This window comes from Bacillus kwashiorkori (assembly GCF_001375515.1).
Lineage (GTDB): Bacteria > Bacillota > Bacilli > Bacillales > Caldibacillaceae > Bacillus_BK > Bacillus_BK kwashiorkori.
The window spans coordinates 166,573-191,371 of record NZ_CTDX01000014.1 but is presented as its reverse complement, the minus strand read 5'-3'; the positions used below and the strand labels follow the sequence as shown (position 1 = coordinate 191,371).

Sequence of the window (24,799 nt, the reverse complement as noted above, 5' to 3'; positions counted from 1 at the left end):
GGTGGTGTTATTATAAAAAAAGCAAAAATACCAACTGCTACCAGCTGGCATTTATTAAACTTCATTTTCATTTCTATAATATTTTCTAATAATTTTTCTACAAACTAAACCGTTCAAGTATAAAATAAGTGTCGAATTTCATTATTTTGAGATTAAATATTTTTCTTTGAAAAACAGGCTAAGCTCACTCCATACATCGAATTTATTGCCATCTAAATCATAAAAAACGAAATTCCTTCCAGTATGACCTCTGTTTTCAATAGCGCCAACTCTAATCCCTTTACTTATAAAATCGTTATGTATACCTTTTAAAGCGTCTAATCCGTTTACTTCAAATGTTAGAGAAAAACGTTCCTCGCCATAAATATCAATAAAATTGGAACTTTGATATTCTTTTGATTTAACAAGAAAAAAGCTTTGGCTTGCCAAATTTATAATCGCTTTATCTTCATCTTTATAGCTTAAATCTGCACCTAACTTATTTACATACCATTCAGTGGAATGTTCTACATTTGTTACTGGAATATATGTAGTTCCGACTCTTAATAATTTCTCCTTCATTTAAAGTCTCCTCCCAAGTTCTGATAAACTAAATACTTCCAATTTTATAGAAAGTAATCTTTGTTCGATTATATCGGAAATTGAACCCCTTTTATTCAATGCTCTTTAATCTTTCCAGCCACTTCAATACAGAGCCACTCTTAAAGAAATCTAATAGTGCACCATCGCAAAAACGCTCGGCTCTTACAGCACCCATAATTAGCGCAAGAACACACTGTGCATTCAAGATTGAAACGTCCGCATTTTTCATAGATATTGAGTCCCATTCAAGTCCGTTATCTTCTAGAATATCTCTATAACTGGTTAGCTCCATATCTTTATTGCTTTCTTCAAAGGCATAAACATCACTGATAAAGTTATGTACCACTTCGGAATAATTTACAAAGGCCATCTGTATTGGATGCTCCTGTGTCCCTTCGTTCTTTTTATCAATAATCCATTCACCAATACTATCCGTCTGAATTAAAGGTATATATTTTGTCAAAATATCGTATTTACTCATCATCGTCCTCCACAACATCAATCTAACAATAAGATTTGAGCGAGAAATATCATAACCTTATTTAATAAGTATATCCGATATTATTTGTATCGCATCATATTGATTGTATGTAAATGAGTATTTTGCCCTTCCCTAGGTAAATCTAGTATTCTTTCATCAATGCCAATTGTTAAATAGTGTTTCCCAGCCTAGTATTTTATCTTGTAAAAAATGAAGGTTTGACGTCAATAAATTCACCCCTTTTATTAAAAAATGACATTCTTTTTAAATTTCATCAGGGCCAATTACATCATTACTTACTTCATTTCGTACATATAATACCTGTCCGCTCTTTTCAATATGTTCGATTAAATTTTGATTGGTTAACCTTTCAAAATGGACAATGTCAAAAAAATACGGAAGGGGATACACTTCATTTAACAAGTCGTCCAGTTCGAAAATGGTTTTATCGGTAACAAATTCACCCCGAATCGCAATATCGACATCGGAGCCTTTTTTATAGTTACCCATTGCCCGGCTACCATAAAGAATGGCACGATCAATTTCATCAAATTGATTTAATGCTTTTAAAATATAATCCATGTCTCGTTCTAACAATCCGTACATGTTAATACTCCTTTAAGAGCTTTTCGTATAGAGATTTAAATAGAGGAAAATACACTTGTTGAATATCCATAACGAACTTTTCCGTAAATTGCTCATCATATGGATGAGGCGTTAAATTGCGACTCGACAATGCATCTACCCATACATGTCCATTCTCAATAACTTCCATTTGATACGCTTGCTTAATCGTTTCCCTTGGACTTTTTACAATATATCCTTGCGCCTCTAAATAATCTTTCAACACTTTCCATGCTAATTCAAAAGTAATTTCAAAAAATTGAATAAGACCTGCTTTTTCAATTTCGGAAGTTAGTTTAACTGTGGAGTATTTTTCCAGTAATTGATATGATTTTTTAAAATTATCAAAGCGTTGTCTCCAACGAATTTCTTTTTGCGAATCCAACTTTTAATCCTCCTTTTCAATCACCTTATCTTTGAAGGAAATGACATCAAGCGACAATTCACTGGAAGCAACTTTATCCAAATGCCACCACCATTCATCAACTGGCTAGGTGGAGTGCGAAAAATCATACACTTTTCGGACATGTTCTACCATTTTTCCAGTCCAATACGCAGGCTTTGAGGCACTTGGAGTAGTCCCTGAATAAACCATTGCAATGTCTACACCCATATATCTTCATTATACCTATTAATACCCTTTTATTAAGCATTGAAAATATGCCGAAACTTCGCACTGGGCCTCTCTCAGACATGACTTTCCTACCGTGAAGCTAGATGTCATAAAAATTGGCATCGCCAGCCAAGGCTATCATGTCCGCCACCCCGTATAAAGTTTCAGGGTTCAATCTTTTATGCCTGTTTCGCATTATATCCAAACTTTACTCTTAGTCTTTTAAAGACTGCCCTATTCTTGCGTTGCTTAAAAGACAGTATATTTTTTGCTTTTACAGAACTATAAAATGGCTCATTCAACTCGACTACCACATAGCGATTAGGCTATTTCTATATTTTTCTAACAAATTAATCGTTAGCTGCTTGATTTTTCATATATTCTAAAAAGTGATTAATAGACTTATTACTCCATTTCTTACTATGTACCGCACGATGGCAATTTGCACATAGCATGATTAAATCTATCTCTTTCGTTACTCTTTCGCCCATATATAATGGCAAAACATGATGTGCTTCAATAAAATCAATTCCATACGATTGCTTAAAAGAGAAATGGCATGCTTCACAAAAAAGTCTGCCATTATTTTTAATAAATTCCCTCTTTGCGGAATTTACAATTGCTGTATTACGTTCAATTTGATAATGAATCCGTTGTCGTTTCATCCCTTCAACAGCCTTGTTTTCATCTGTCTTTTCACTGTTAAAACTCGTTACTTCCATTTCCTCAGTTTTCTTTATATATTTAGTAAATGCTGTATATAAGGTATCCTTTACTTCCCAAATAAATAATTTCTCTTCATAATAACCATTAAAAAAATGACTCCAGTACCGTTCCTTCTTACTTCTCCCCCTTCTATCTTCCACAAAAGTAAACCCGTTGTTTCTTAACTTCTTAACTGTTTGTGCCATTGATTTGTTATAGGCCTGATACGGACGTCCAGTTATTTCGGATATTTGTTTGGCAGATCCCTTACCATTCATTTCAAAAACTAAAACATAAAGCGCTTCAAGTAAGATGGGCGTAAAGCAATTATCCTCCTGCAACATTGCTAACCACTCGTTGACAGTATAAGTTTGCGCATTTGTGGGATAATAATTTAACTCCCTTCTCACATTAATCACCTACCTACCGTAAATTATTTATATTGCACAATAAAATTGATTAAGCAATCACAAAATCAATTAGTTTATTCATCAACCTGTCTTTTCGAACTAAACTTTGTACCTTTTCGCTTCGTACCATGCTCATCTTTCACATCATTACTCCTATTCCACTTTTTCAAGTTGCACCGCTTCCAATTGCTCTATTGAAATATTGCTGGATGATTATTTTCAGAACAATCATTTCACTTAGAGATTTATTTTCTGATTGTGCAATGGATTGGATAAGTTCCAGACATTAGCGACCTCAGCAAAGTTACCGAAAGAAAAATGCAATGTCAGGAAACCCTTTATTTATCAGTATTTTTAGCAGAGCTATTTATCCACCCTTGACATCAAGACAACACACTCAACGTGGCTAGTCTGCGGAAACATATCGACAGGCTGGATATATTGAACTTTATATTTTTTCGTTAGTTTGTTTAAGTCTTTTGCTAAGGTGGATGGGTTGCAGGAAACATAGACGACTTTTCTAGCGCCGGTTTTTAATATAGTGTCTAGTAGGGCGTCGTCACAACCGGCTCGGGGAGGATCGACGATGACAACATCTGGTTTCCAGCCTGCTTTTACCCATTTTGGCATGATATCTTCTGCTTTACCGACTTCGTAGCGAGCATTTTTTATACCGAGACGTTTTGCATTTTTCTTTGCATCTTGAATGCCTTCTTCTACCACATCCATTCCGCGTATTTCTCCTGCTTTATCGTTCAGCCAAAGACCGATTGTTCCAACCCCACAATAGGCATCGACCACTTTTTCTTTTCCAGTAAGTGCGGCAGTCTTTTTCACTTCATCGTATAGTTTGACGGTTTGAATGGGATTTAATTGGAAGAAGGCCCGAGATGACAGTTCGAAACTAATATCGCCGAGAACTTCTTGGATGGATTGTTCACCGTCTAGTTGTAATGACTCATCGCCGAAAATTAAGGAAGTTTTTTTCCCGTTAATATTTTGGACGATTGACTTTACTTCTGGCAGTCGTTTTTGAATTTCTTCTACGATTAAATGCTTTTTCGGAAGTTCTTTTTTTGTAGTAATTAAAACCACTTGTACTTCCCCTGTTCCAACGGCTACACGGGCTACAATAGTGCGGACGAGCCCTGTTCGTTTCCGTTCGTTATACACCGAGATTTGTAAGTCACTTAGTATATCTTTTACTACCCGGACAGCTTTATTTGTTGCTGGGTGCTGAACGATACAGTTTGGGATATCGATAAGTTTATGGGAGTTCATACTATAAAGACCGGCTATATAGTTACCTTTTATTTCCCCGAGTTGAAATTGTGATTTATTGCGGTACAGCCACGGATCATCCATTCCAATCGTTGGGCGAATATCCAATTTCTCAATAGTTAATTTTGTATGCCGCTCCAATGCTTGAATTAATATATCCCGCTTTTCCACAAGTTGCTGTTTATAATCTAGATGCTGTAATTGACATCCACCGCATTCATAATAGATCGGACAAGGAGGATTAATTCTGTGTGAAGACCTTTTGCGAATACGGATGATTTTGGCCTCTGCAAAATTCGGTTTAATATTTGTCGCCTCGACTAACACTTCCTCCCCAGGTAGAGCCCCTGGCACGAAGACGACACTTCTTTTGAAATAACCAACACCTTCCCCATTGATTCCTAAACGCTTGATTGTAATTGGGAATACTTGGCCTTTCATAATTGCAATGTTTGTTGTTTTTGCCATGTTCTTTTCTCCATCTTAAAGAGTATATTTATAAAGAATTTTACTATAGTAACGTCAGAAAACAAAATATTTTTGAGAAAAGACTGGTGGGATAGTGATTTCACAGAAACAGATTATCCATGGTAGAGAAAGTATGATAAATTGGTATGTTGAATAGTATGTCACAATATTATCGGAATTTGTTGAATACAATCACTAAGTTAAAATCTGTCTTTTCTGGTAAAATTTGTAATAAAATGGATGGGAAAGGAGTAGGTGCCATGGGGAATTTTTTTGCGGTTTTTTGGTATTTTTAACGTCACTATTCTTTTAGGAGGTGTTTTTGGAGGGTTTGTAAAATTAATTTACAAACTATTCGGTATTAATATCGATGATACTTTTGGCGCTTGGATGGTAGGGGTTTCCATCTTAATTTTACTCTTTATTATTTATAAAAATATTTTTAAGTTTTCTTTAACCGAAAAAGCGACTAGCGGTTTATCAAAAGAAGTTACTTATATACTATCCACATTAGCTGTCCTAATGTTAGTTTGCGCACCTTTTATCAAGTAGTACAACGAATAATAAAACTAGTTGGCAAATGGATAAGGAAAAACAATTCGGAACGATAGGTGCACTTTGGTTCATTATGAATAGTTATGTCGAAATTGGCACTACTTCCAGCACTTTTAAAAAAACATTTGGTAAGTGTGGAAGGCTGGTGAAAAAAGGTCTGGGTTCACAACGTTTGGAACACTATATATTGTTTTAGGTGCTGTTTCTATTGTATTACTTATTATCGTCTTGTTAAAAATGAAAAAGAGTAAATAACGTCATTGAAAAAAGGGCTGTTGATTGAATGCGCTAGTCATCCGTATTTGGGTTACCTAGCTCTCTCGCCAGCCCGTTCTTTTATTGTATCCATTTGGAGTGCTTTTCCTATGATTAATAAATGATTTTTTCCTTCCCTAACTGCTGCTCTAGTAAATAATCATTTAAGCTTGCAAATCGGTAGCCACGTTTTTTCAAGTCTTGTATCGCTTTTTCTAACGCGTCCGCATTATCCTTTGATACCGTATGTAATAAAATAACTGCCCCAGGATGAATCTGTTTCATTATTTCATTATATGCATATTGCCAACCTTTTTGCTGATTCACATTCCAATCAACGAAAGCAAGCGACCAAAACACATGGATATAACCAGCATCTTTGGCAACTTTCAATGTTCTTTCACTAAAAATTCCCCTTGGTGGTCGTAAAAAAATCATTTCCTTTTGACCAGTTATTTCTGCTGTTTTTCGCTTCACTCGATTTAATTCTTCCTTTAATTTGTCATCACTTACTTGGGTAAAATCAGGATGACTCCACGAATGATTACCGACAATATGACCTTCATTTACCATCCGCTTTACTAAATCTGTTGCCGACTCTAAATAATGGCCTGTCACGAAAAAGGTCGCTGGTACCTTTTCTTTTTTTAATACATCTAAAATTTTTCCTGTATAACCATTTTCATATCCATTATCAAAAGTTAAATAGACAACCTTATCCGTTTGGTTTGCTTTGTAAAAAGCACCGTATTTTTTTAATAAAGCATCGTAATTAGCTCCCGCTTCTGGTGGTACTTCATTTCTTGCCTTTTTAAATCCCCAATGTATTTGAGAATTAGATACTGCATAAGTGTGGGGACTTAAAAGAAAGACAAAACTAACTAACATGCTAATAAGAAACAATGGCTTTTTTATCATTAACTACATCCTCTCATTGTTTTCCCTTAGTTTTTCTGTAATAGGAAAAAACATGCTTGAAAAAAATTGACAATATATATATGTTCATTAGCGCAAATTCCAAACAAGCTTTAGCATGCAGTTACATATGCATTATGAAGAGTGAAAACAGAAAAAGTTTCTCTCACAATCACCACAATAGCCTCTTATAAAAAGAAAAGTCGAGATCACAGTTCTCGACAGATGTACCACTTCTAAATTTGGAAAATCCTTATATACCTTCTTTCATTTGTTGCCATCTTTCATCAAGCTCATCTAGCATCGAAATAAGCCGATCAATATCTTGCAAATCCACTTTTTCAGGTTCCATCATTTCCAAAGTTTGTAAAATTCGCTCGAAGCGTTCTTGTAACGTTTGTAATTGGGTTTCGCGATTGTCAGACAAAAAAATTACTCCCTTCAAAATATAACTGTTTATATTATACACTTTGATGTAGAAAATAAAATAGATGTTTCACAGCGTACTGAAGGGGGGATAACGGTTAGTAGGCTCGATACTCATTTTTCTTCAAAATGTATTTCACAACAAAGCTAACAGACATATCAACTTTCCACAAAATGGGGACATATCGACTCTTTGGTGTCATTCTGCGATTATTGTTTTATCTAGGTACTTCAATGGCTGAAAAAGTGAAAGATACATGGTCTTGAACTGGTATCCAAGCACCAATCCCTTGGGATGTCACATTTTTCACTTCAATCGTTCTTTTTCCACCTTTTAATTTTATATATACTTCGCCATAAGTAACGGTCCCTTTTTCATTTATCGCAGGTGAATACGCATCAAGATATCCGAGTTTCTTTTTTGGGATATTGTAATATTGATCTTTCTTCGTTCCAGCGCCAATAATTGTTTCAAAGGATAAAGGCAAATTTGTTTTCTCTGTTGCTTTTAACAGCATCATTTTTTTTACGTCATTCGCATTTGGAATTTTTGCTGTTAAACCACCACGAACGGTTTTTTGTGTTTCTTGAACAAAATGAATTTTATAAGGGCCATTTCCACCACGGTTATCATGGAAATTCGTATTAATTTTTTGGTATTCCCAGTTTGGTGATGTTTCCTTCGATTCATAGTTTAACGGCCAATTGCCAAGGTAAATAGTGGCTTTATGGCCAATTGCTAAGAAAGGCTTATTAATGGAAGTTTCATTCAACATTAGAATTAAGTTAGGATTCTCAATTTTAATTTCAGAAGTTTCTAGCAACTCCTTTGTTAATTCACTAGGTTGTAATTGTGGTAAATCTTGGGAAGGATTTGGATATGTATTTTCCTTTGCAATATTCATGACAGAACTTGGAATTTTATACTTAGTAGCTGCATCTTTTTTGTCACTACCCTTTGCGAAAGAAACTCCAGTCATTAAACTAAATAGCAAAATCAACAGAACGACACCTACATATTTCTTGCGATTTTTAAACATACGGATACTCCTTCCATTCTATTGTTCCTGCATAGTTTTTTCAAACAGCCGAATTCTTATCCAAAAAATTTTTCCGAAAAAACTTTTTTAAAATTAGAATATTGACAAATTATCATTAATAAAAATATATTAATCACGTCGGAGAGGAGGAACCTTATCGTACGACTTTTGTAAGAACAACTATTTAAAAAGGACTTATTTACATCTTACAAAAGGGGGTATGCGATTGAAGTAATTTATTATTTTAATACAATATTTTTCCTTAAAAAGTGATAATCATTATGCAGTAATCAAATACATGAACCGAAAAATTCTAAAAGGAGGGGGATAGACTAATTTCCTTTATAAAAAATAAATATGTATTATAAAAAACCGAGTGTTCCCTAAAAAGGATTCACTCGGTTTATTTAGTAACTACGAATAAAAATGGTAAAATGGTTTCTTCTCCGTATTAATACTATTTACTTTATAACTTCAAAAGTTTCTACAATGTTAATACTCCCTTCAACTGATTGAACCATTGCACAGTTTTTTCGTGCTACATGGAGTGCTTTTTGTACTTTTGTTTCATCTACATTTCCTTTAATGATAAAGTGAAGTTGGATACCCTCAATCCTATTGGCATGTTCGGGATTACGCTCCACCTCTGTTTCCATTTGAATATCCTCAAACGGCAAGCGCATTTTTTCTAGTACTTTCCTTAAAACTCCGCCACTGCAAACGGCAATGGACGACACAAGTAGTTGGTATGGTCGAAATCCATGTTCGTCGGTACTAGAAATATGTAGTGGACCATAAGGTAATTCCGTATAGAAACCGTTCTCCTTCATAATATACTTCATTCTCTCCACCTAACCTTTCACTTTATCGATATATTACAAGTATATTCTTTTTGTTGCAAAATAGATGCATTCATGCTTACTATTTATAGAGTAAGACTTGGAATATCCACAAGTAAAAAATGTTACGAATAATAGAATACAAACATCATAGGAGAAGAAGATGAAAGGATTAAACTTTAGATTCTGGATTTTAGTTGTAATTGTTAGTATTTCGGGATTTTCACAAGGAATGTTGCTTCCACTAATTGCGGTTTTATTAGAAAACGCCAATGTTCCTTCCCATATAAACGGACTCCATGCGACAGGGCTATATATAGGGGTTTTATTAGCTTCTCCGTTAATGGAAGCTCCCCTTAAAAAATTTGGTTACAAACCGTTAATTGTTTTTGGCGGACTCGCCGTTATTATTTCCTTATTTTCCTTTACTTTAACTGATTCCTTGTTAGTTTGGTTTTTTTTACGCTTACTTATAGGTATTGGCGACCATGCATTACACTTTTCAACTCAAACATGGATAACTGCATTTTCCCCAATACATAAACGTGGGCGAAATATATCGTTATATGGGCTATTTTTTGGGGTCGGCTTTGCTGTTGGACCTTTAATGACAAGATTTATTGCCATTGACCCAGAACTGCCTTTTATCATTTCCAGTATATTTAGTCTGCTTGCATGGTTAACTGTATTTTTTTTAAAAAATGAAATTCCTGAAGCAGCTGCGTCGGATGTAGAAACATATTCACTTCGTTCGACTTTTTCTAGATTTACACAAGTTTTTAAATTTGCTTGGGCTGCCGTTCTTCCAGCCTTTTGTTACGGAATTTTGGAAGCTTCCTTAAATGGTAACTTTCCTGTTTATGCATTAAGAATTGGAATGGATGTAGATGCATTATCCATTATTTTGCCAGCCTTTTCTGTCGGTGGCATTATTTTTCAATTGCCATTAGGGTTATTAAGTGACCGATATGGGAGACGTAACATATTATTATTTATTATGTTCTTTGGTGCCGCAAGTTTTATTAGTGCAGCAATTTTTGAACAATCATTTGTTTTGTTAACATTAACTTTTTTCATTGCAGGAATGCTTCTTGGATCGACTTTCTCATTAAGCATTGCTTATATGACAGATTTATTGCCGAAACAGTTATTACCAGCTGGGAATTTAATGATTGGTATATTTTTCAGCATTGGCAGTATTATTGGCCCATTTTTAGGTGGTATCTTCATCCAATATTTACAACAAATCAGTTTCTTTTACTTCATTAGTATTATGTTATTTTTCATCTTTATCGGCTTATTGCTCTTTAAGATTCAAAAATCAGTGGATCATAGCTTTAATATTTGACGAATAGCAGTGTATTTTTACAGGAGGCAATTCTCTTTATGGAAGGGATTGCCTTTTAAAGTTTCTTCGAGTAGAGGAAAACCTATTTTTCACCTTTGCAACACTGTTTATAATTATTATAATTACTTATTTAAAATTATTATAAATTATACTTCCCTTTTAATTATCGTTATGTTACAATGATAATAGCTTAATAAAATATTGATAAATCAACACTTTGCTGTCATTTCAATTGACAGCTTTTGCATTTTATAACAGTGTTGAGGATGATTTTTATTCTCAATTAGATAAAAATTAGGGGGAAATAATATGGAAACGAATGTGAAGGTTGGGGAGAAATCATTTCATAAAAACTCTAGTTTCTCGGAAAATCTGAAAAAAATGGAACCGTATTTGGAACTCGGTGCTGCCATTTTAAGCGGGGTATTAATCATTATAGGCTGGGTACTAGCCAAATATGAACTGCAAACAGCATCTGTCATTACTTACCTATTTGCCTTTATCATTGGCGGATTTGCAAAGGCACGAGAAGGAATATTAGATACCATTGAAAATAAACAACTTAACGTTGAATTGTTAATGATTCTTGCCGCCATCGGATCAGCAATTATCGGCTACTGGAACGAAGGAGCTATTTTGATATTCATATTTGCCTTAAGTGGTGCGATGGAAACATATACGATGAGTAAGAGTAGTAAAGAGATTTCTTCATTAATGCAGCTGCAACCAGAAGAAGCATGGCTTTTAAAAAATGGAATAGAAAAAAAAGTTCCTGTGGAACAATTACAGATTGGTGATGAAATATTAGTAAAACCAGGTGAGAGAATACCAGCAGACGGAATCATCATAAAGGGACGTACGAGTATTGATGAATCTGCTATTACTGGCGAATCTTTACCGGTAAATAAAACGTTAAAAGATGAAATATTTGCAGGAACAGTAAACGGTACAGGTTCTATTACTGTAGAAATTACAAAAAGAAGTAACGAAACTCTATTTCAAAAAATTATTGAATTAGTACAAAACGCGCAAAGTGAAAAGTCTCCGTCGCAACAATTTATTGAACGTTTTGAAGGAACGTATGTAAAAATTGTCCTATTAGTAGTTGTATTAATGATTTTCCTACCCCATTATGCGCTCGGATGGAGCTGGACAGATTCATTTTATCGAGCAATGATCTTATTAGTAGTTGCTTCGCCTTGTGCCTTAGTCGCATCCATTACGCCAGCAACTTTATCTGCTATTTCTAACGGCGCTAGAAAAGGTATTTTGTTTAAAGGCGGTGTCCATCTGGAAGCATTAGGAAACTTACAAGCAATTGCCTTTGATAAAACTGGAACATTAACGAAAGGAAAACCGGAAGTTACTGATTTTATCGTTAACGAAAAAGTGGACAGAAAAGAGATTATTCGTATCGTTGCCTCGATTGAAAATCATTCTAACCACCCGCTAGCTCAAGCGATTGTCCGGTACGCGCTTCAGAAGCAGCATGTAACATTAATGGAGCCAGATTTAGTGGAAGATGTTAGTGGTTGGGGAATTCGTGCGGTAGTGAACGGAGCAGAATGGAAACTCGGGAAACAAGACTTTGTCAATACTAGTAGTGCCGCACAATTAATCGATGATGCAAAGAAGTTGACTACAGAAGGAAAATCCATCGTTTTTGTTCAAAAGGAAAATGAAGTCATCGCCTTGATTGGTCTTAAGGATATCGTCCGTGAAGAAACGATAACAGCGATCCAGCAATTACATGAATTAGGGATCATTGGGTTTATGCTTACAGGGGATAACAAAAATACCGCAAATGCCATTGCGAGCGAAATTGGACTGAAAGAATATATTGCGGAATGTCTTCCGGAACAAAAAGTGCATGAAGTTCAAAAAATAAAAGAAAACTTTGATGTTGTTGCGATGGTTGGTGATGGAATAAACGATGCTCCTGCGTTAGCAACAGCAAATGTAGGAATTGCTATGGGAGAAGGTACAGACGTTGCATTAGAGACAGCCGATGTCGTATTAATGAAAAATGATTTAACAAAAATAGCTAGTGCAGTAAAGTTATCCAGAAAAATGAACCGAATTATTAAACAAAATATAGTATTTTCCATCTCCGTCATTATGCTATTAGTTGTTTCTAATTTTCTCCAATTTATCGATTTACCATTCGGTGTTATCGGACATGAAGGAAGCACTATTTTAGTTATTTTGAACGGATTACGACTTTTACGTGGAAACTAGTTAGCAAAATGAAATCACTTAAACGTTTGGAGAGAAGTTCTTTCCAAACGTTTTTTCTTGTACCTTCTGAAAATAGATTGACTAATGAATGGAATTAGACATGATTTATTTGGATCTTCCAGAGCACTTTCATCCTTATCCATATCATTCACTTACACGTTCAACAGTGTTTCCTATCATCATCTTCACCCAATATTGCATTAATTTCGCCACCCATAATTAAAATAACTCCAGACAGGTAAAACCAAATCATTAAAACGATAATTGCACCGAGACCACCATACGTACTCGTATAATTGGCAAAATGATTTACGTAAAAAGAAAAACCGATAGAAACCGCCATCCAACCTATTGTTGAAAAAATGGCACCTCGAAAAGCGGAAATACATTTTATTTTTTTGTTCGGAGTAAATAAATATAAAAAACTGAAAACGATAAATAAAATAATCGAACTGACTCCCCACCGTAACGTGTTCCATATTTGTAAAAATTGTTCGGTGAACCCAAATTTAGAAAACAAATAAATTCCAATGTGTTTTCCAAAAACAGGTAATAAAAGTGCAATTAAAAATATGAAAATCATTGCAATCGTTAATATAACGGATAGCCCGCGAACGATTAAAAACGGTCGGTTTTCCTTCACATTATACGCACGATTCATTGCTCGGACGATGGCATTCATTCCATTAGATGCAGACCATAATGTTCCAATTATCCCTAACGATAAAATTGTCCCATTTTGACGTGACATAATGTCCGTTACATTCGTTTGGATGAATTGTATAGCATTTCCTGGAGCAAAATCTTGTATAAAATAGATGATATCCTCTTCTGTTACTGGTAAGTATGGGATAATGGAAAACAAAGTAATTAATAAAGGGAACAGTGATAATAGGAAGAAATAAGATAACTGTGCTGCCAATCCAAAAATATCATGGTTGATAACTCGAAAATATAATGTTTTTAAAAAAGAAAACAAGTTTTGCTTCTTTGTCATTCTTCCTCACCATCCCTTTACGAATCGACCTATTCATTGCTGTACCAAGCTTCCGACCTTCACGTCAAGCAACCGAATTATGGATTACTTAGTTTATCACTAAAAACGGAGTTGCTATTTTTGATAGCTAAAAAATGAATGTATTTATTAATGTGCGTCGTCTTTACCTGTTTTATTACAAATGGTGGCTATATAATTGAAACAAAAGCCATTTCCTCATTGATCATTTCATTAAAACTTCTTTCGTCTCTTCTATTGTCGTTTTAGTCGCAACCCCAACCTCCTTTAATTCCTCCGCTTTTTCCGCAACAAACCGAACATCTTCACTTATTTCCTCTATAGATTGGCGAATACTATCTATTTTTGCCTGAAATTGTTGAATTGTTTGCTTCGGATGACGTACTTTTTCCGCTACATTATCGTATATTTTCTTCGACTGTCTTTTCACTGCCACCCTCGTATCTTTATCCAATAAAGTCAAAGCTCCTCCGACAACTGCACCGATTACCATTCCTTTTAAAAGCTTATTTTCACTCATTTTGTCCACCTCTATTTCAATCACTTTTTCTATTCTTGACAAAAAAGGATTATATCCTTTCCTTCTCCCTTATGTACTTTAATAATTCGTGACAACCCTGCTCTATTAATTGATAAACTTCTTGAAAATTACCAGTATAATAAGGATCTGGCACATCTTGTCCTTTTGATTCCGATACAAAATCAAGCAATTTATAGATACGTGCATTTGAAGATTTTTTCCATCCGTTTATTCCTTTTTTATTTTCATCATCCATTACAATAATATAATCAAATTTTTCCAAATCAGACGCATCTATTTGTCTCGCGGTAATTCCCTCTGAAGATATATTGTTCTCAGCCAATATTGCTAATGTTCCTCGATGAGGTTTTTCTCCTACATGCCAGCGCCCTAATCCAGCCGAATCAACCGAAAATTGATCAGCTAAACTTTCCTTTCTAAGCAAATCTTTAAACACAGCCTCAGCCATTGGAGAACGACATATATTTCCAAGACAAACAAAAAGGACCCGAATCATATGGACACCTCCCGACAAATAGTTTGTATTAAACGCAAATCACGTTCCTACTATTATTCAACCATGTTTTCATGAATATTGAAAGTAGTACATAATGAGTTAGTAAAAAGCGAGGAAAAAGTAAAACAACGAAAACACTACAACCAAACATTCATTTTCGAATGTAGAAGTTACATGCTTCAACCATGCTTTTTTATGATATAATATGTTAACAAATTTAATATAGGTAAAGAACGAAAAAAAGGTAAATGAACGACTGCGGAAACCTATATAGAAAGTGGAGGAAACTAATGGATCTATCTGTAAAAAGTCAAGAAAATATGGAATATATGGTAAAGAAAATTTTAGAAAAGCTGAAGATCATTAATTTAGATGCGGTAAAATCTTCTCAAATATCAGAGGAAAAATATGATGACGTGTTAGAAATATATTACCACGTTATGAAACGAGACATTTTTTCCCCTAGCGAAATGCAAGCCCTTGCAGAAGAATTGGGCAACTTAAGACAAGTAAAATAGTGTTGAGAAAGGATTCTGAATCCGGTTTTTCTCGCTATTATCTTTTTAAACAAAGATTAAATTAAAAGGCTTCCCTGAAAATACAGCTATTATCAGGGAAGCAAAAAAGAAAAAGGTAACACTCCTACAAATTAATGGACTGTTACCTTTTTTTGCAATTCCTCTTACTACTTTCTTCTTATTCGAATGGCAGCTTCTAGGAAAATAATCCTTTTATTACTCTCCATCTTGATCTGTTAATATAACCGGACCATCTTTCGTAATAGCGATGGTATGTTCATATTGGGCAGAATATTTCCCATCTATCGTCCTAGCTGTCCAGCCGTTCGTATCCATTTTCGATAAATAGGAACCAACATTTACCATTGGTTCGATTGTGAAGACCATTCCCTCTTTAATACGAGGTCCTTTTCCAGGCAATCCATAGTGAGGTACATCGGGCTTTTCATGTATTGATGCTCCTATCCCGTGGCCGATGAAGTCTCTGACTACAGAAAAACCAGTTTCTTCCACGTATTTTTGAATTGCGTGCCCGATATCGCCAATCCGATTTCCAACTTTCGCTTGTTCAATTCCTTTATAAAGGGCTGTTTTTGTTACGTCTAATAATTTAGCAGTTTCATCACTGACTTCACCGACAGCATAAGTCCAGGCAGAATCGGCTAATGCTCCATTTAAATTAACTACCATATCAATTGTCACAATACTTCCTTCTTTTAATGCTACTTTACGAGGAAATCCGTGGCAAATTTCATCATTTATACTTGCACATGTTGCATACTTATACCCTTTATAACCTTTTTGTTCAGGAGTTGCACTATGTTTTTTCAAAAACTCCTCAACAAATTCCTCTATCTCCCAAGTAGTTATTCCTGGTTTGATTAATTTGGCGATTTCTTTATGACACGCAGCCAATACTTTCCCTGCTTCTTTCATTTGTTCAATTTCTCGTTCTGATTTTAACACAATCATTTAACACACATCCTTCTAGTCGAGCTATTAAATATCATTCCATTCTTACATTGTACTATTAATAAAAAAATTGTTCTAGTCAGGCTGAATTTATGGCACACAATAAAAATTTGTTCAATAACATGTTCTTAATATGGAACATATAAATATTTATATGATATACTATAATTAATATATTATTAATATACAAGGTGTGTGAGCATAGTTGATCGGTGAAAGAGTGAAAAACTTACGCCAACAGCGGAAAATGTCTCTTTCTGAACTTGCAGAGAGGGCCGGTGTTGCCAAATCATATTTAAGTTCCATTGAAAGAAATTTACAATCTAATCCATCTATACAATTTTTAGAGAAAATAGCTACCGTCTTAAATGTTCCAGTTGAGTATTTTTTACATCCTGAAGATGAAACAATGAATGAACTTGATCCGGACTGGCTAATGATTGTGAAAGAGGCAATGAATTCAGGAGTTTCCAAAGAACAGTTTAGAGAGTTTCTAGAATTTAATAAATGGAGACTAAATAATAAATAACCCTTTTGAGGGGAAACAAAAAAAATAAGCATTTTTAATGCTTACTATGCTTTCGGGGTAATTTAATTTAATCGCCCCTTTTTTTCTCTTTTAAAAACGCTAGTATTTCATCTTTAGAGATCCCCATATCCAATGCTGTTTTAATTAACATGACCCATTCTAAATCTATTTTCCCCTCAACTTCAAAAACTTGCATGACTTTCCTCCCTACTCCCCAACTTCAACAGGCCTTTAATACTTTGGCACTATCTTCATTATAAACGTTTTGAACTAGTTATTTTGTAAAAAAATGTTGAATAAATTAATTTTCTTTCTACATTAACTCACAAAAGTTGACATATCACAACAGCAATCGACTAATTTCACGGTTTTATTCTAATTTTCCTCATATATGAAATCACCCCATTTAACATCATATTAAATAGTTCACTATTTAGAACTAAAAATTATTTTTACAAGTGTAATTTATACTATAAAGAACAGACGAAAGTATGATTTTTATGTAGTTTCTTTGATTTTTAGCTTTAAATCTATATCATTGTTCGTTATAATGTACATATCAGGACGTCTAGGTGTTCTTTATAACATATTTAACTTTCGACTTACTATTTTAACGGAAAGGAGTGAAACTATTGGTTGGAGAAAAGGTGAAAATTTTAAGAAAAAAACACGGCTATTCCATTACTAAATTGGCCAGCTTAGCGGATGTCTCCAAGTCGTACATTAGTTATATTGAGAGAGGAATTCAAACAAAGCCTTCACCGTACATCCTTTCTAAGTTAGCGAGAATTCTTCATATCTCCGTTGAAGAACTAATGGATGACACGAAAGGTTATAAAAAAATTGACCAAGAATGGATGAACTTGCTTATTGAGGCTGTAGAAAATGGATTAAACAAGCAAGATTTCAAAATTTATATTGACTATATGAAATATAAAAAAGAAACGAAAGAACCTTTTAACAAGTCGAAGTAATTCTTCCAAAAAAAACAGAACAAACAAATAAAAAAAGGAATCGGCCGTATAAGACAAGCGCGGATTCCTTTTCGTATAGTAGAAATTTATTATTCCCAACCTTTGTCAGAAGGTTAAAATGGAAGCAGTAAATGGATAATTCAACATTAATCTCCATACCCATTCACAACAACATCTAATTTCCCTGTATCAGGATGGATAACAAGTCCATGAACTGGAACATCTTTCGGTAGCAGTGGGTGATTTTTTATTACCTTTACACTTTGTTTTACACTGACCTCTACATTCGCAAAACCTGTTAACCATTCTTTCATGGATATACCAGCTGTATTTAAAATCGCCAATGTCTCTTCTTTTATACCTCTCGATAACATTTTCTCTTGTATTACTTCACTATCTAGTTTAGACATTCCGCAGTCATGATGACCAATTACTAACACTTCTTCTGCCTTTAACTCATAGACGGCAACTAAAATACTCCGCATCATACTACCAAATGGTTCCGTTAGTATCGCACCTGCATTCCGTAAAATTTTTGCATCCCCATTTTTCAAATTCATTGCTTTCGGTAATAGATCTAACAACCTGGCATCCATACAGGTTAAAATAACCATTCGTTTATTAGGGTATTTCGATGTTGTGTAACCCAAATAATGTTGTTCTTGAACAAATTTCTCATTATAATCCATTATCTCATTTAAAATTGTCAACAAACCCACCCCATTACATAAATACTTTCTAAGTTATTTTACAATAACCGCCGTACCAGTTGCTATACACATCATCATACCTTCTCGTAATGTTTCAAAATCCAAGTCTACACCAATTACTGCATTCGCCCCTAGCTGTCTTGCTTTCTCTGACATTTCACGTAAGGCAATTTCTCTGCCTTCCGCTAATTTACTTTCATAAGCACTACTGCGTCCACCAATAATATCCGTTACACTCGCTAAAAAGTCACGAACGACATTAGCACCCATAATTGCTTCACCAGACACTACTCCAACATAGCTTTCAATTTCTCTTCCTTGCAATGTACTAGTTGTGGAAATAATCATTTCCATCCCTCCCATAATTTAATAATTCCTATACGTAAAAGTGAGCAAAAAGATTCAATCCTAATGCATACAAATTTTACAACCTTACATACTCGGTGTTATTCGTCTATTTTTTACGTATCCTAAAACTAATACAAGGACAGTGATGATAATTGTAAAAATATACGTAATTGCTCCATGTTTTATATGTAGAATTTCTAAAATTTCTTTATCACCAATAATCATTCCGCCTGCAGTCCATGCTAAAATTCCTGAACCGATATAAGCAATCCACGGAAATCTTTGCAATCCTTGAACAATCAGTTTGGATCCGAAAATCATAATGGGAATACTAATCATAACCCCTATAGCGATTAAGGAAATATGTCCGTTCGAAGCACCCGCAATCGCCACTACATTATCTAAACTCATTACTGCATCTGCAACGATGATTGTGCTAATCGCTTGCATAACCCCGTCCTTCGCTTTTATACTAGTTGCTTCCCCTTCATTATTTACTAATACTTTATAAGCAATCCAGAGGAGCAACATGCCACCAAAAAAATGTACAAATGGGATTCCTAAAAGAAGAGCGATAACCGCTGCAAAGAAAATTCGTAAAACAATTGCGCCTCCTGTTCCCCAAACAATTGCGATATTGCGCCTATTTTCAGGAAGCCTCCTCGTTGCCATAGCAATAACAACGGCGTTATCTCCAGATAATATAATATCAATTGCAACAATCTTTAATAATGCGATTATCCCTGCTGCTGATAGGGATACTGCTAGACCTATTTCCACTTTAACTCGCTTCCCTTTCCAAAATAATCTTCATTTAAATCATACATTTAATATTACCACTATCTTTTTTTCAGCAGCAAACAATTTTTTCTATTAAATTGAGAACCATATTAATATTGAATGTTTTTTCTAGTAATTAGTGTAAAAGAAATACCAAGTTTTTTACAAATAGTTAAATAATGCATCAACATTACTAATACAGCTCCAGCATTTAAGCCTACTATTACACCATCCATTTGCAAACTAGGTTGTGCTCCTAAAACAAAAATTAATACGAACGAAATAAGATGTGACCAAATATTATGATAAAAAGCATCTTTCACTAATCCCATACCAATTAAAAAAGCTTGAAAGGGAATGGTAAAGTAATGCAATAAAAAATATGGCCATAATAATTGTAAATAGTAGGCCGCCGCTTTAGATGGCACAAACAAGTTCGTCAACGGTTCTGCAAAAAAGTAAAACACAAAACAGGCTGGAATACCGTAACTAGCAGTAATTAGAATTACTCGTTTTAAAAGTAACAATAAACTATTTTTGTCTTTTACTGCATAAGCTTTAGAAACATTAGGGATAAGTACAGTCATTAATGAATGAGCAATAAACGCTGGAAAGAAACCAATCGCCATCGCCACACCGGCCACCATTCCAAAATGCTCTGTAGCTTCTACTTTCGATAACCCGGCAAATACTAATGAAAATTTAATTAAAAACGGTTGAATTGCATGGGTGACTGCATGAAATATACGCATACTTGTTGTCGGGAGTGATACAGTTAATAAATTTTTCAGGACAGTTTGACGATCTAAGTTTCCCGAATGAGAAAGACCTCTTAAATGACGTAAATGAATAAAAAATGCCGAGATAACATAGGTGAATTCCAGCAATTCTCCTCCGATAACTGCACAAATGGCAACTAACAATGACAGCTGCAAATCGAAGTTAAAAAACTGAAAAACAACAACTAAAATAAATAATTGGGTAATTCTTCGAAACAAATTCGCAACAGCAATAGTCCCCATACGCTGAATGCCAATAAAGTACCCACGTCCAATCGAAGTGATAGATACTAATGGGATTAAAATTAATATAACCCAGCGTACTAACGGATGAACATCGTGGAATAACGGAAATACGGAAAACAATATAGTTGCTAGTAAAAATAATACAATCATAAACAACGATACTAATTTTAAAGCTGTTTTTAATAATGATAAATGGAAGCGACGTTCAGTTTCTGCAACAAATTTTGAAATGGAAATCGGTAATTCTAAACTAGCAATAATCATAAATAAACCGACAACTGGAAGAATAGACATATATTGACCAATTCCAAGTTCACCTAGCTCTTTTGCAAGGACTAAATTAATTAAAAACTCAATACATTCACTAACAAAAGCGGTCAGTGCTAATACTAATGTTCCTCTTAAGAATGCATCCATATCGGTTCCCCTTATCATTTTATTTTTACAAACTATCAAAGGTTAATATATGTATAATAGCTATTTCCAGTAAATTCCACCTTGTCTCTTAACGGTAGTTGTAATATCCTTAAAGAAGATTTTCTTTTAGCCATATATTAAATACGTATGTAGCTTGTCCTGATTTTATTATTTTTTCTTACCCCTAATCCTGTATTGTGGTACAGTTGGATATTTTTCGTTAGTTGTTATTAATACAAACATCTGTTCTTGATTATTTTTTATTTGTGAACATTTACTGAAATCTCATGTTATTTCGGTAAAAAACCTTATATTATCGTAAAAAATACTACACAAATAAAGATAAAAATGATATGATAATTACAGAAATGATTGTTCATTGTTGAACAATATCTGTATTAGTGACTATATTTTTTAAACTGGTACAAGTGGATTTTTTTTACAATAACTTGTTCACTATTGAACAATCTCTTATTTAAAGGAGGAATTACAATGACTCATTGGGAAGGTTTTAAACCTGGCAATTGGCAAGAAGAAGTGGATGTTCGTGACTTTATTATTAAAAACTTTACTCCATATAGTGGTGACGAAAGTTTCCTAGCTGGCCCAACAGAAGCAACTTCAAAACTTTGGGAACAAGTAATGGAACTTTCAAAACAAGAACGGGAAGCTGGCGGTGTATTAGATGCTGATACAAAAATCGTATCTACTATTACATCTCATGGACCTGGTTATTTAAATAAAGATCTTGAAACAATCGTTGGATTCCAAACTGACAAACCTTTCAAACGTGCCTTAATGCCATTTGGTGGTATCCGTATGGCAAAAACAGCTCTTGAATCTTATGGTTTTGAATTAGATAAAGAAATTGAACACATTTTCACTGATTGGAGAAAAACGCATAACCAAGGTGTATTTGATGCTTATACTCCAGAAATGAGAGCAGCTCGTCACGCAGGTGTTATTACTGGTCTTCCAGATGCATATGGCCGTGGCCGTATTATCGGTGACTATCGTCGTGTTGCACTATATGGTGTTGATTTCTTAATGGAACAAAAGCTGAAAGAATATCAATATATTGGTAACCGGACAATGACGGATGATGTTATCCGCGACCGTGAAGAATACTCTGAACAATACCGTGCATTAAAACAATTAAAACAAATGGCTCTTGATTATGGTTACGATATTAGTAAACCTGCTACAAATGCAAAAGAAGCGATTCAATGGTTATATTTCGGTTATTTAGCGGCAATTAAAGAACAAAACGGTGCAGCAATGAGTCTTGGTCGTACTTCTACTTTCATTGATATTTACATTGAAAGAGACCTTAAAAATGGTGTCATTACTGAACAAGAAGCACAAGAAATAATTGACCATTTCATCATGAAATTACGTCTTGTGAAATTTGCACGTACACCTGAGTACAATGAGTTATATTCTGGTGACCCAACTTGGGTAACTGAATCAATCGGTGGGGTTGCATTAGACGGTCGTCCAATGGTAACAAAAACATCCTTCCGTTATCTTCACACGTTAGATAACTTAGGACCAGCTCCAGAACCAAACTTAACCATTCTTTGGTCTACTAAATTGCCGGAAGCATTCAAAAAATATGCAGCAAAAATGTCGATTAAATCTAGCGCTATTCAATACGAAAACGACGATATGATGCGCGAAATTTACGGTGACGACTACGGTATCGCTTGTTGTGTATCTGCAATGAGAATTGGTAAGCAAATGCAATTCTTCGGTGCTCGTGTGAACGTTGCAAAAGCTCTTCTTTATGCAATTAACGGTGGTGTCGATGAAAGATACAAACAACAAGTTGGACCAAAATTTGCGCCAATCACTTCTGAATATCTTGAATATGATGAAGTTATGGATAAATTTGACACGATGCTTGACTGGTTATGTGAACTATATGTAAATACATTAAACGTTATTCATTACATGCATGACAAATATAGCTACGAAAGATTAGAAATGGCTCTTCATGACCGTGAAGTATTACGTACAATGGCTTGTGGTATCGCTGGTCTTTCTGTAGCAGCTGACTCTTTAAGTGCCATTAAATATGCAAAAGTTAAAACAATCCGTGACGAAAACGGCTTAGCAGTAGATTATGAAATTGAAGGCGACTTCCCTAAATACGGTAATAACGATAATCGTGTAGACGAAATTGCTGTTTGGATCGTTAAAGAAGTTATGAGAAAAATTAGAAAACATAAAACTTATCGTAACGCTGTTCCAACACAATCTGTCCTTACAATTACATCTAACGTTGTATATGGTAAGAAGACTGGTAACACTCCTGATGGTCGTGAAGCTGGAAAACCATTCGCACCAGGTGCTAACCCAATGCATGGTCGTGATGAAAAAGGTGCTCTTGCATCCTTAACATCTGTTGCTAAATTACCATATGAAGATGCATTAGACGGTATTTCTAACACATTTACTGTAACGCCAAAAGCACTTGGTAAAGAAGATGACATTCAAGTAAACAATTTAGTTGGTATGCTTGATGGTTACATGACAAAACGTGGACACCACATCAACGTTAACGTATTAAACCGTGATACTTTACTAGACGCTATGGATCATCCGGAACTATATCCACAATTAACAATCCGTGTATCCGGATATGCCGTTAACTTTATTAAATTAACTCGTGAACAACAAATCGACGTAATCAACCGTACATTCCACGAATCAATGTAAATATTTAATTTAACCGGGGAGGGGATTATTTCCCTTCTCCTCTTTTAAAAGCAAGGAGGATGCAAAATGGTAACAGGTCGAATACATTCAGTTGAAACATTTGGTGCAGTTGACGGACCAGGCTTACGCTATATAGTTTTTACACAAGGTTGTTTACTTCGATGCCAATTTTGTCACAATCCCGATACTTGGAAAATTGGCAACGGGAAAGAAATGACTGTTCATGAAATAATGAATGATGTCCTTGATTATCTTCCGTTCTTTGAAGCAAGTGGCGGTGGAATTACTGTTAGTGGTGGTGAACCTCTTCTTCAAATCGACTTTTTGATTGAATTATTCAAAGAATGTAAGAAACATGGTATTCATACAACAATTGATAGCTCGGGCGGACCATTTAATCGCCGACCACAATTTATAGAAAAACTTGATGAGCTATTGCAATATACGGATTTAATTTTACTTGATTTAAAACATATCGACAGTGAGAAACATAAAAATTTAACCGGTATGACTAACGAACATATACTAGACTTTGCTCACTATTTGTCTGAAAATAATGTTCCAGTTTGGATTCGTCACGTATTAGTACCAACTATTTCTGACTTTGATAGTGACTTGATTCGCCTTGCTGATTTTATTAAAACTTTAAATAATGTCGAAAAAATTGAAGTACTCCCTTATCATAAACTCGGTGTTTATAAATGGGAAAACCTTGGTCTTGAATACAAACTTAAAGATGTCGAGCCACCTTCAAATGAACGAGTTGAAAATGCGAAGCGCATCTTGAACAGCGCATTAGTGAACTAATTTTTAAAATTTACCTTTACTGTTAAATCATTTTCCATTTCATATTTTATTTACCATCCCCCTTTTTATATAAATTTAAAGAGCAGGTTATCCCTACCTGCTCTTTGTGCTGATTGTAAATTATTTAGAAATCGGTCGAGAAACCTTGTTATTTCTAATGTGCAAT

Annotated in this window: 27 protein-coding genes; 8 read left to right on the top strand and 19 right to left on the bottom strand. The window is 34.6% G+C overall.

What is annotated here, in order from left to right:
* Window positions 1-141: 141 nt before the first annotated feature.
* The 6 genes from BN1242_RS06430 to rlmD form a co-directional block, all read right to left on the bottom strand.
* The gene (locus BN1242_RS06430) at window positions 142-561 is read right to left on the bottom strand and encodes a VOC family protein (RefSeq protein ID WP_062353009.1); all 420 of its coding nucleotides are present in this window, start codon (window positions 559-561) and stop codon (window positions 142-144) included.
* A gap of 91 nt (window positions 562-652) precedes the next feature.
* On the bottom strand, window positions 653-1,063 hold the full coding sequence (locus BN1242_RS06425) for a DUF6508 domain-containing protein (RefSeq protein ID WP_062353007.1): 411 nt from the start codon (window positions 1,061-1,063) through the stop codon (window positions 653-655).
* Between the two features lie 264 nt (window positions 1,064-1,327).
* On the bottom strand, window positions 1,328-1,669 hold the full coding sequence (locus BN1242_RS06420; RefSeq protein ID WP_062353004.1) for a nucleotidyltransferase domain-containing protein: 342 nt from the start codon (window positions 1,667-1,669) through the stop codon (window positions 1,328-1,330).
* Between the two features lies 1 nt (window position 1,670).
* On the bottom strand, window positions 1,671-2,072 hold the full coding sequence (locus tag BN1242_RS06415) for a nucleotidyltransferase substrate binding protein (RefSeq protein ID WP_062353000.1): 402 nt from the start codon (window positions 2,070-2,072) through the stop codon (window positions 1,671-1,673).
* Between the two features lie 578 nt (window positions 2,073-2,650).
* Complete coding sequence (locus BN1242_RS06410) at window positions 2,651-3,415, bottom strand: HNH endonuclease (RefSeq protein WP_062352997.1); 765 nt, start codon at window positions 3,413-3,415, stop codon at window positions 2,651-2,653.
* 363 nt (window positions 3,416-3,778) lie between these two features.
* Window positions 3,779-5,164 carry a 23S rRNA (uracil(1939)-C(5))-methyltransferase RlmD gene (gene rlmD, locus BN1242_RS06405; RefSeq protein WP_062352994.1) on the bottom strand — a complete coding sequence of 462 codons (1,386 nt, stop codon included), beginning with the start codon at window positions 5,162-5,164 and terminating at the stop codon, window positions 3,779-3,781.
* 273 nt (window positions 5,165-5,437) lie between these two features.
* Between rlmD and BN1242_RS06400 the strand changes: the two genes are divergently transcribed.
* A complete protein-coding gene (locus BN1242_RS06400; protein WP_158661052.1) occupies window positions 5,438-5,716 on the top strand; it encodes a hypothetical protein in 279 nt (92 codons plus the stop codon).
* A 372-nt stretch (window positions 5,717-6,088) separates the two neighbouring features.
* Here BN1242_RS06400 and pdaA read toward each other — a convergent pair whose 3' ends face one another.
* The 4 genes from pdaA to BN1242_RS06385 form a co-directional block, all read right to left on the bottom strand.
* Complete coding sequence (gene pdaA / locus BN1242_RS06395; RefSeq protein ID WP_087941732.1) at window positions 6,089-6,892, bottom strand: delta-lactam-biosynthetic de-N-acetylase; 804 nt, start codon at window positions 6,890-6,892, stop codon at window positions 6,089-6,091.
* A gap of 250 nt (window positions 6,893-7,142) precedes the next feature.
* A complete protein-coding gene (locus BN1242_RS13640; protein ID WP_087941731.1) occupies window positions 7,143-7,316 on the bottom strand; it encodes an SE1561 family protein in 174 nt (57 codons plus the stop codon).
* Window positions 7,317-7,533: 217 nt separating this feature from the next.
* The gene (locus tag BN1242_RS06390; RefSeq protein WP_062353275.1) at window positions 7,534-8,295 is read right to left on the bottom strand and encodes a YfkD famly protein; all 762 of its coding nucleotides are present in this window, start codon (window positions 8,293-8,295) and stop codon (window positions 7,534-7,536) included.
* Window positions 8,296-8,816: 521 nt separating this feature from the next.
* Window positions 8,817-9,197 (bottom strand): OsmC family protein, encoded by a 381-nt coding sequence (locus BN1242_RS06385; protein WP_062352987.1) that lies wholly within the window; start codon window positions 9,195-9,197, stop codon window positions 8,817-8,819.
* Between the two features lie 160 nt (window positions 9,198-9,357).
* Between BN1242_RS06385 and BN1242_RS06380 the strand changes: the two genes are divergently transcribed.
* Together BN1242_RS06380 and BN1242_RS06375 are read left to right on the top strand one after the other, a co-directional pair.
* The gene (locus BN1242_RS06380) at window positions 9,358-10,542 is read left to right on the top strand and encodes an MFS transporter (protein ID WP_062352985.1); all 1,185 of its coding nucleotides are present in this window, start codon (window positions 9,358-9,360) and stop codon (window positions 10,540-10,542) included.
* A gap of 309 nt (window positions 10,543-10,851) precedes the next feature.
* A complete protein-coding gene (locus BN1242_RS06375; protein WP_077216128.1) occupies window positions 10,852-12,780 on the top strand; it encodes a heavy metal translocating P-type ATPase in 1,929 nt (642 codons plus the stop codon).
* A gap of 160 nt (window positions 12,781-12,940) precedes the next feature.
* Here BN1242_RS06375 and BN1242_RS06370 read toward each other — a convergent pair whose 3' ends face one another.
* The 3 genes from BN1242_RS06370 to BN1242_RS06360 all read right to left on the bottom strand — a co-directional run bounded on the left by BN1242_RS06370 (window position 12,941) and on the right by BN1242_RS06360 (window position 14,832).
* Window positions 12,941-13,777, bottom strand: a complete 837-nt coding sequence (locus BN1242_RS06370; RefSeq protein WP_062352983.1) for a YihY/virulence factor BrkB family protein — start codon at window positions 13,775-13,777, stop codon at window positions 12,941-12,943.
* A 223-nt stretch (window positions 13,778-14,000) separates the two neighbouring features.
* Window positions 14,001-14,315: a YtxH domain-containing protein gene (locus tag BN1242_RS06365; protein WP_062352981.1), complete on the bottom strand. Its 315-nt coding sequence runs from the start codon at window positions 14,313-14,315 to the stop codon at window positions 14,001-14,003.
* Window positions 14,316-14,364: 49 nt separating this feature from the next.
* On the bottom strand, window positions 14,365-14,832 hold the full coding sequence (locus BN1242_RS06360) for a low molecular weight protein-tyrosine-phosphatase (RefSeq protein ID WP_062352979.1): 468 nt from the start codon (window positions 14,830-14,832) through the stop codon (window positions 14,365-14,367).
* A 290-nt stretch (window positions 14,833-15,122) separates the two neighbouring features.
* On the opposite strand from BN1242_RS06360, the gene BN1242_RS06355 reads away from it, so the two are divergent.
* Complete coding sequence (locus BN1242_RS06355) at window positions 15,123-15,350, top strand: DUF1128 domain-containing protein (RefSeq protein WP_062352976.1); 228 nt, start codon at window positions 15,123-15,125, stop codon at window positions 15,348-15,350.
* A 216-nt stretch (window positions 15,351-15,566) separates the two neighbouring features.
* Here BN1242_RS06355 and map read toward each other — a convergent pair whose 3' ends face one another.
* Entirely contained in the window at window positions 15,567-16,322 is a 756-nt protein-coding gene (gene map / locus BN1242_RS06350; protein ID WP_062352972.1) for a type I methionyl aminopeptidase, read from the bottom strand.
* Window positions 16,323-16,527: 205 nt separating this feature from the next.
* Between map and BN1242_RS06345 the strand changes: the two genes are divergently transcribed.
* Window positions 16,528-16,851: a helix-turn-helix domain-containing protein gene (locus BN1242_RS06345; RefSeq protein ID WP_062352968.1), complete on the top strand. Its 324-nt coding sequence runs from the start codon at window positions 16,528-16,530 to the stop codon at window positions 16,849-16,851.
* Between the two features lie 67 nt (window positions 16,852-16,918).
* On the opposite strand, the gene BN1242_RS13170 is transcribed toward BN1242_RS06345, so the two are convergent.
* Window positions 16,919-17,047 (bottom strand): anti-repressor SinI family protein, encoded by a 129-nt coding sequence (locus tag BN1242_RS13170; protein ID WP_077216127.1) that lies wholly within the window; start codon window positions 17,045-17,047, stop codon window positions 16,919-16,921.
* Window positions 17,048-17,483: 436 nt separating this feature from the next.
* On the opposite strand from BN1242_RS13170, the gene BN1242_RS06340 reads away from it, so the two are divergent.
* Window positions 17,484-17,825, top strand: coding sequence for a helix-turn-helix domain-containing protein (locus BN1242_RS06340; RefSeq protein WP_062352965.1), 342 nt, complete (start codon window positions 17,484-17,486; stop codon window positions 17,823-17,825).
* A 146-nt stretch (window positions 17,826-17,971) separates the two neighbouring features.
* Here BN1242_RS06340 and BN1242_RS06335 read toward each other — a convergent pair whose 3' ends face one another.
* From BN1242_RS06335 to BN1242_RS06320, 4 genes are all read right to left on the bottom strand, one after another.
* Complete coding sequence (locus BN1242_RS06335) at window positions 17,972-18,535, bottom strand: beta-class carbonic anhydrase (protein ID WP_062352962.1); 564 nt, start codon at window positions 18,533-18,535, stop codon at window positions 17,972-17,974.
* A gap of 33 nt (window positions 18,536-18,568) precedes the next feature.
* A complete protein-coding gene (locus BN1242_RS06330) occupies window positions 18,569-18,883 on the bottom strand; it encodes a YbjQ family protein (protein ID WP_062352959.1) in 315 nt (104 codons plus the stop codon).
* An 84-nt stretch (window positions 18,884-18,967) separates the two neighbouring features.
* Window positions 18,968-19,657: a TerC family protein gene (locus tag BN1242_RS06325; RefSeq protein WP_062353269.1), complete on the bottom strand. Its 690-nt coding sequence runs from the start codon at window positions 19,655-19,657 to the stop codon at window positions 18,968-18,970.
* A 116-nt stretch (window positions 19,658-19,773) separates the two neighbouring features.
* Entirely contained in the window at window positions 19,774-21,105 is a 1,332-nt protein-coding gene (locus tag BN1242_RS06320; protein ID WP_062352956.1) for an oligosaccharide flippase family protein, read from the bottom strand.
* 492 nt (window positions 21,106-21,597) lie between these two features.
* On the opposite strand from BN1242_RS06320, the gene pflB reads away from it, so the two are divergent.
* Entirely contained in the window at window positions 21,598-23,826 is a 2,229-nt protein-coding gene (gene pflB / locus BN1242_RS06315) for a formate C-acetyltransferase (RefSeq protein ID WP_062352953.1), read from the top strand.
* Between the two features lie 66 nt (window positions 23,827-23,892).
* Window positions 23,893-24,633, top strand: coding sequence for a pyruvate formate-lyase-activating protein (gene pflA / locus BN1242_RS06310; RefSeq protein ID WP_062352950.1), 741 nt, complete (start codon window positions 23,893-23,895; stop codon window positions 24,631-24,633).
* Window positions 24,634-24,799 lie beyond the last annotated feature (166 nt).

What these genes read in the sequence shown, in the direction of transcription:
- BN1242_RS06430 (WP_062353009.1), bottom strand. Translation starts at nt 561, where the DNA reads ATGAAGGAGAAATTATTAAGAGTCGGAACTACATATATTCCAGTAACA.
- BN1242_RS06425 (WP_062353007.1), bottom strand. Translation starts at nt 1,063, where the DNA reads ATGAGTAAATACGATATTTTGACAAAATATATACCTTTAATTCAGACG.
- BN1242_RS06420 (WP_062353004.1), bottom strand. Translation starts at nt 1,669, where the DNA reads ATGTACGGATTGTTAGAACGAGACATGGATTATATTTTAAAAGCATTA.
- rlmD (WP_062352994.1), bottom strand. Translation starts at nt 5,164, where the DNA reads ATGGCAAAAACAACAAACATTGCAATTATGAAAGGCCAAGTATTCCCA.
- pdaA (WP_087941732.1), bottom strand. Translation starts at nt 6,892, where the DNA reads ATGATAAAAAAGCCATTGTTTCTTATTAGCATGTTAGTTAGTTTTGTC.
- BN1242_RS06390 (WP_062353275.1), bottom strand. Translation starts at nt 8,295, where the DNA reads ATGACTGGAGTTTCTTTCGCAAAGGGTAGTGACAAAAAAGATGCAGCT.
- BN1242_RS06385 (WP_062352987.1), bottom strand. Translation starts at nt 9,197, where the DNA reads ATGAAGTATATTATGAAGGAGAACGGTTTCTATACGGAATTACCTTAT.
- BN1242_RS06380 (WP_062352985.1), top strand. Translation starts at nt 9,358, where the DNA reads ATGAAAGGATTAAACTTTAGATTCTGGATTTTAGTTGTAATTGTTAGT.
- BN1242_RS06375 (WP_077216128.1), top strand. Translation starts at nt 10,852, where the DNA reads ATGGAAACGAATGTGAAGGTTGGGGAGAAATCATTTCATAAAAACTCT.
- BN1242_RS06370 (WP_062352983.1), bottom strand. Translation starts at nt 13,777, where the DNA reads ATGACAAAGAAGCAAAACTTGTTTTCTTTTTTAAAAACATTATATTTT.
- BN1242_RS06365 (WP_062352981.1), bottom strand. Translation starts at nt 14,315, where the DNA reads ATGAGTGAAAATAAGCTTTTAAAAGGAATGGTAATCGGTGCAGTTGTC.
- BN1242_RS06360 (WP_062352979.1), bottom strand. Translation starts at nt 14,832, where the DNA reads ATGATTCGGGTCCTTTTTGTTTGTCTTGGAAATATATGTCGTTCTCCA.
- BN1242_RS06355 (WP_062352976.1), top strand. Translation starts at nt 15,123, where the DNA reads ATGGATCTATCTGTAAAAAGTCAAGAAAATATGGAATATATGGTAAAG.
- map (WP_062352972.1), bottom strand. Translation starts at nt 16,322, where the DNA reads ATGATTGTGTTAAAATCAGAACGAGAAATTGAACAAATGAAAGAAGCA.
- BN1242_RS13170 (WP_077216127.1), bottom strand. Translation starts at nt 17,047, where the DNA reads ATGCAAGTTTTTGAAGTTGAGGGGAAAATAGATTTAGAATGGGTCATG.
- BN1242_RS06330 (WP_062352959.1), bottom strand. Translation starts at nt 18,883, where the DNA reads ATGATTATTTCCACAACTAGTACATTGCAAGGAAGAGAAATTGAAAGC.
- BN1242_RS06320 (WP_062352956.1), bottom strand. Translation starts at nt 21,105, where the DNA reads ATGGATGCATTCTTAAGAGGAACATTAGTATTAGCACTGACCGCTTTT.
- pflB (WP_062352953.1), top strand. Translation starts at nt 21,598, where the DNA reads ATGACTCATTGGGAAGGTTTTAAACCTGGCAATTGGCAAGAAGAAGTG.
- pflA (WP_062352950.1), top strand. Translation starts at nt 23,893, where the DNA reads ATGGTAACAGGTCGAATACATTCAGTTGAAACATTTGGTGCAGTTGAC.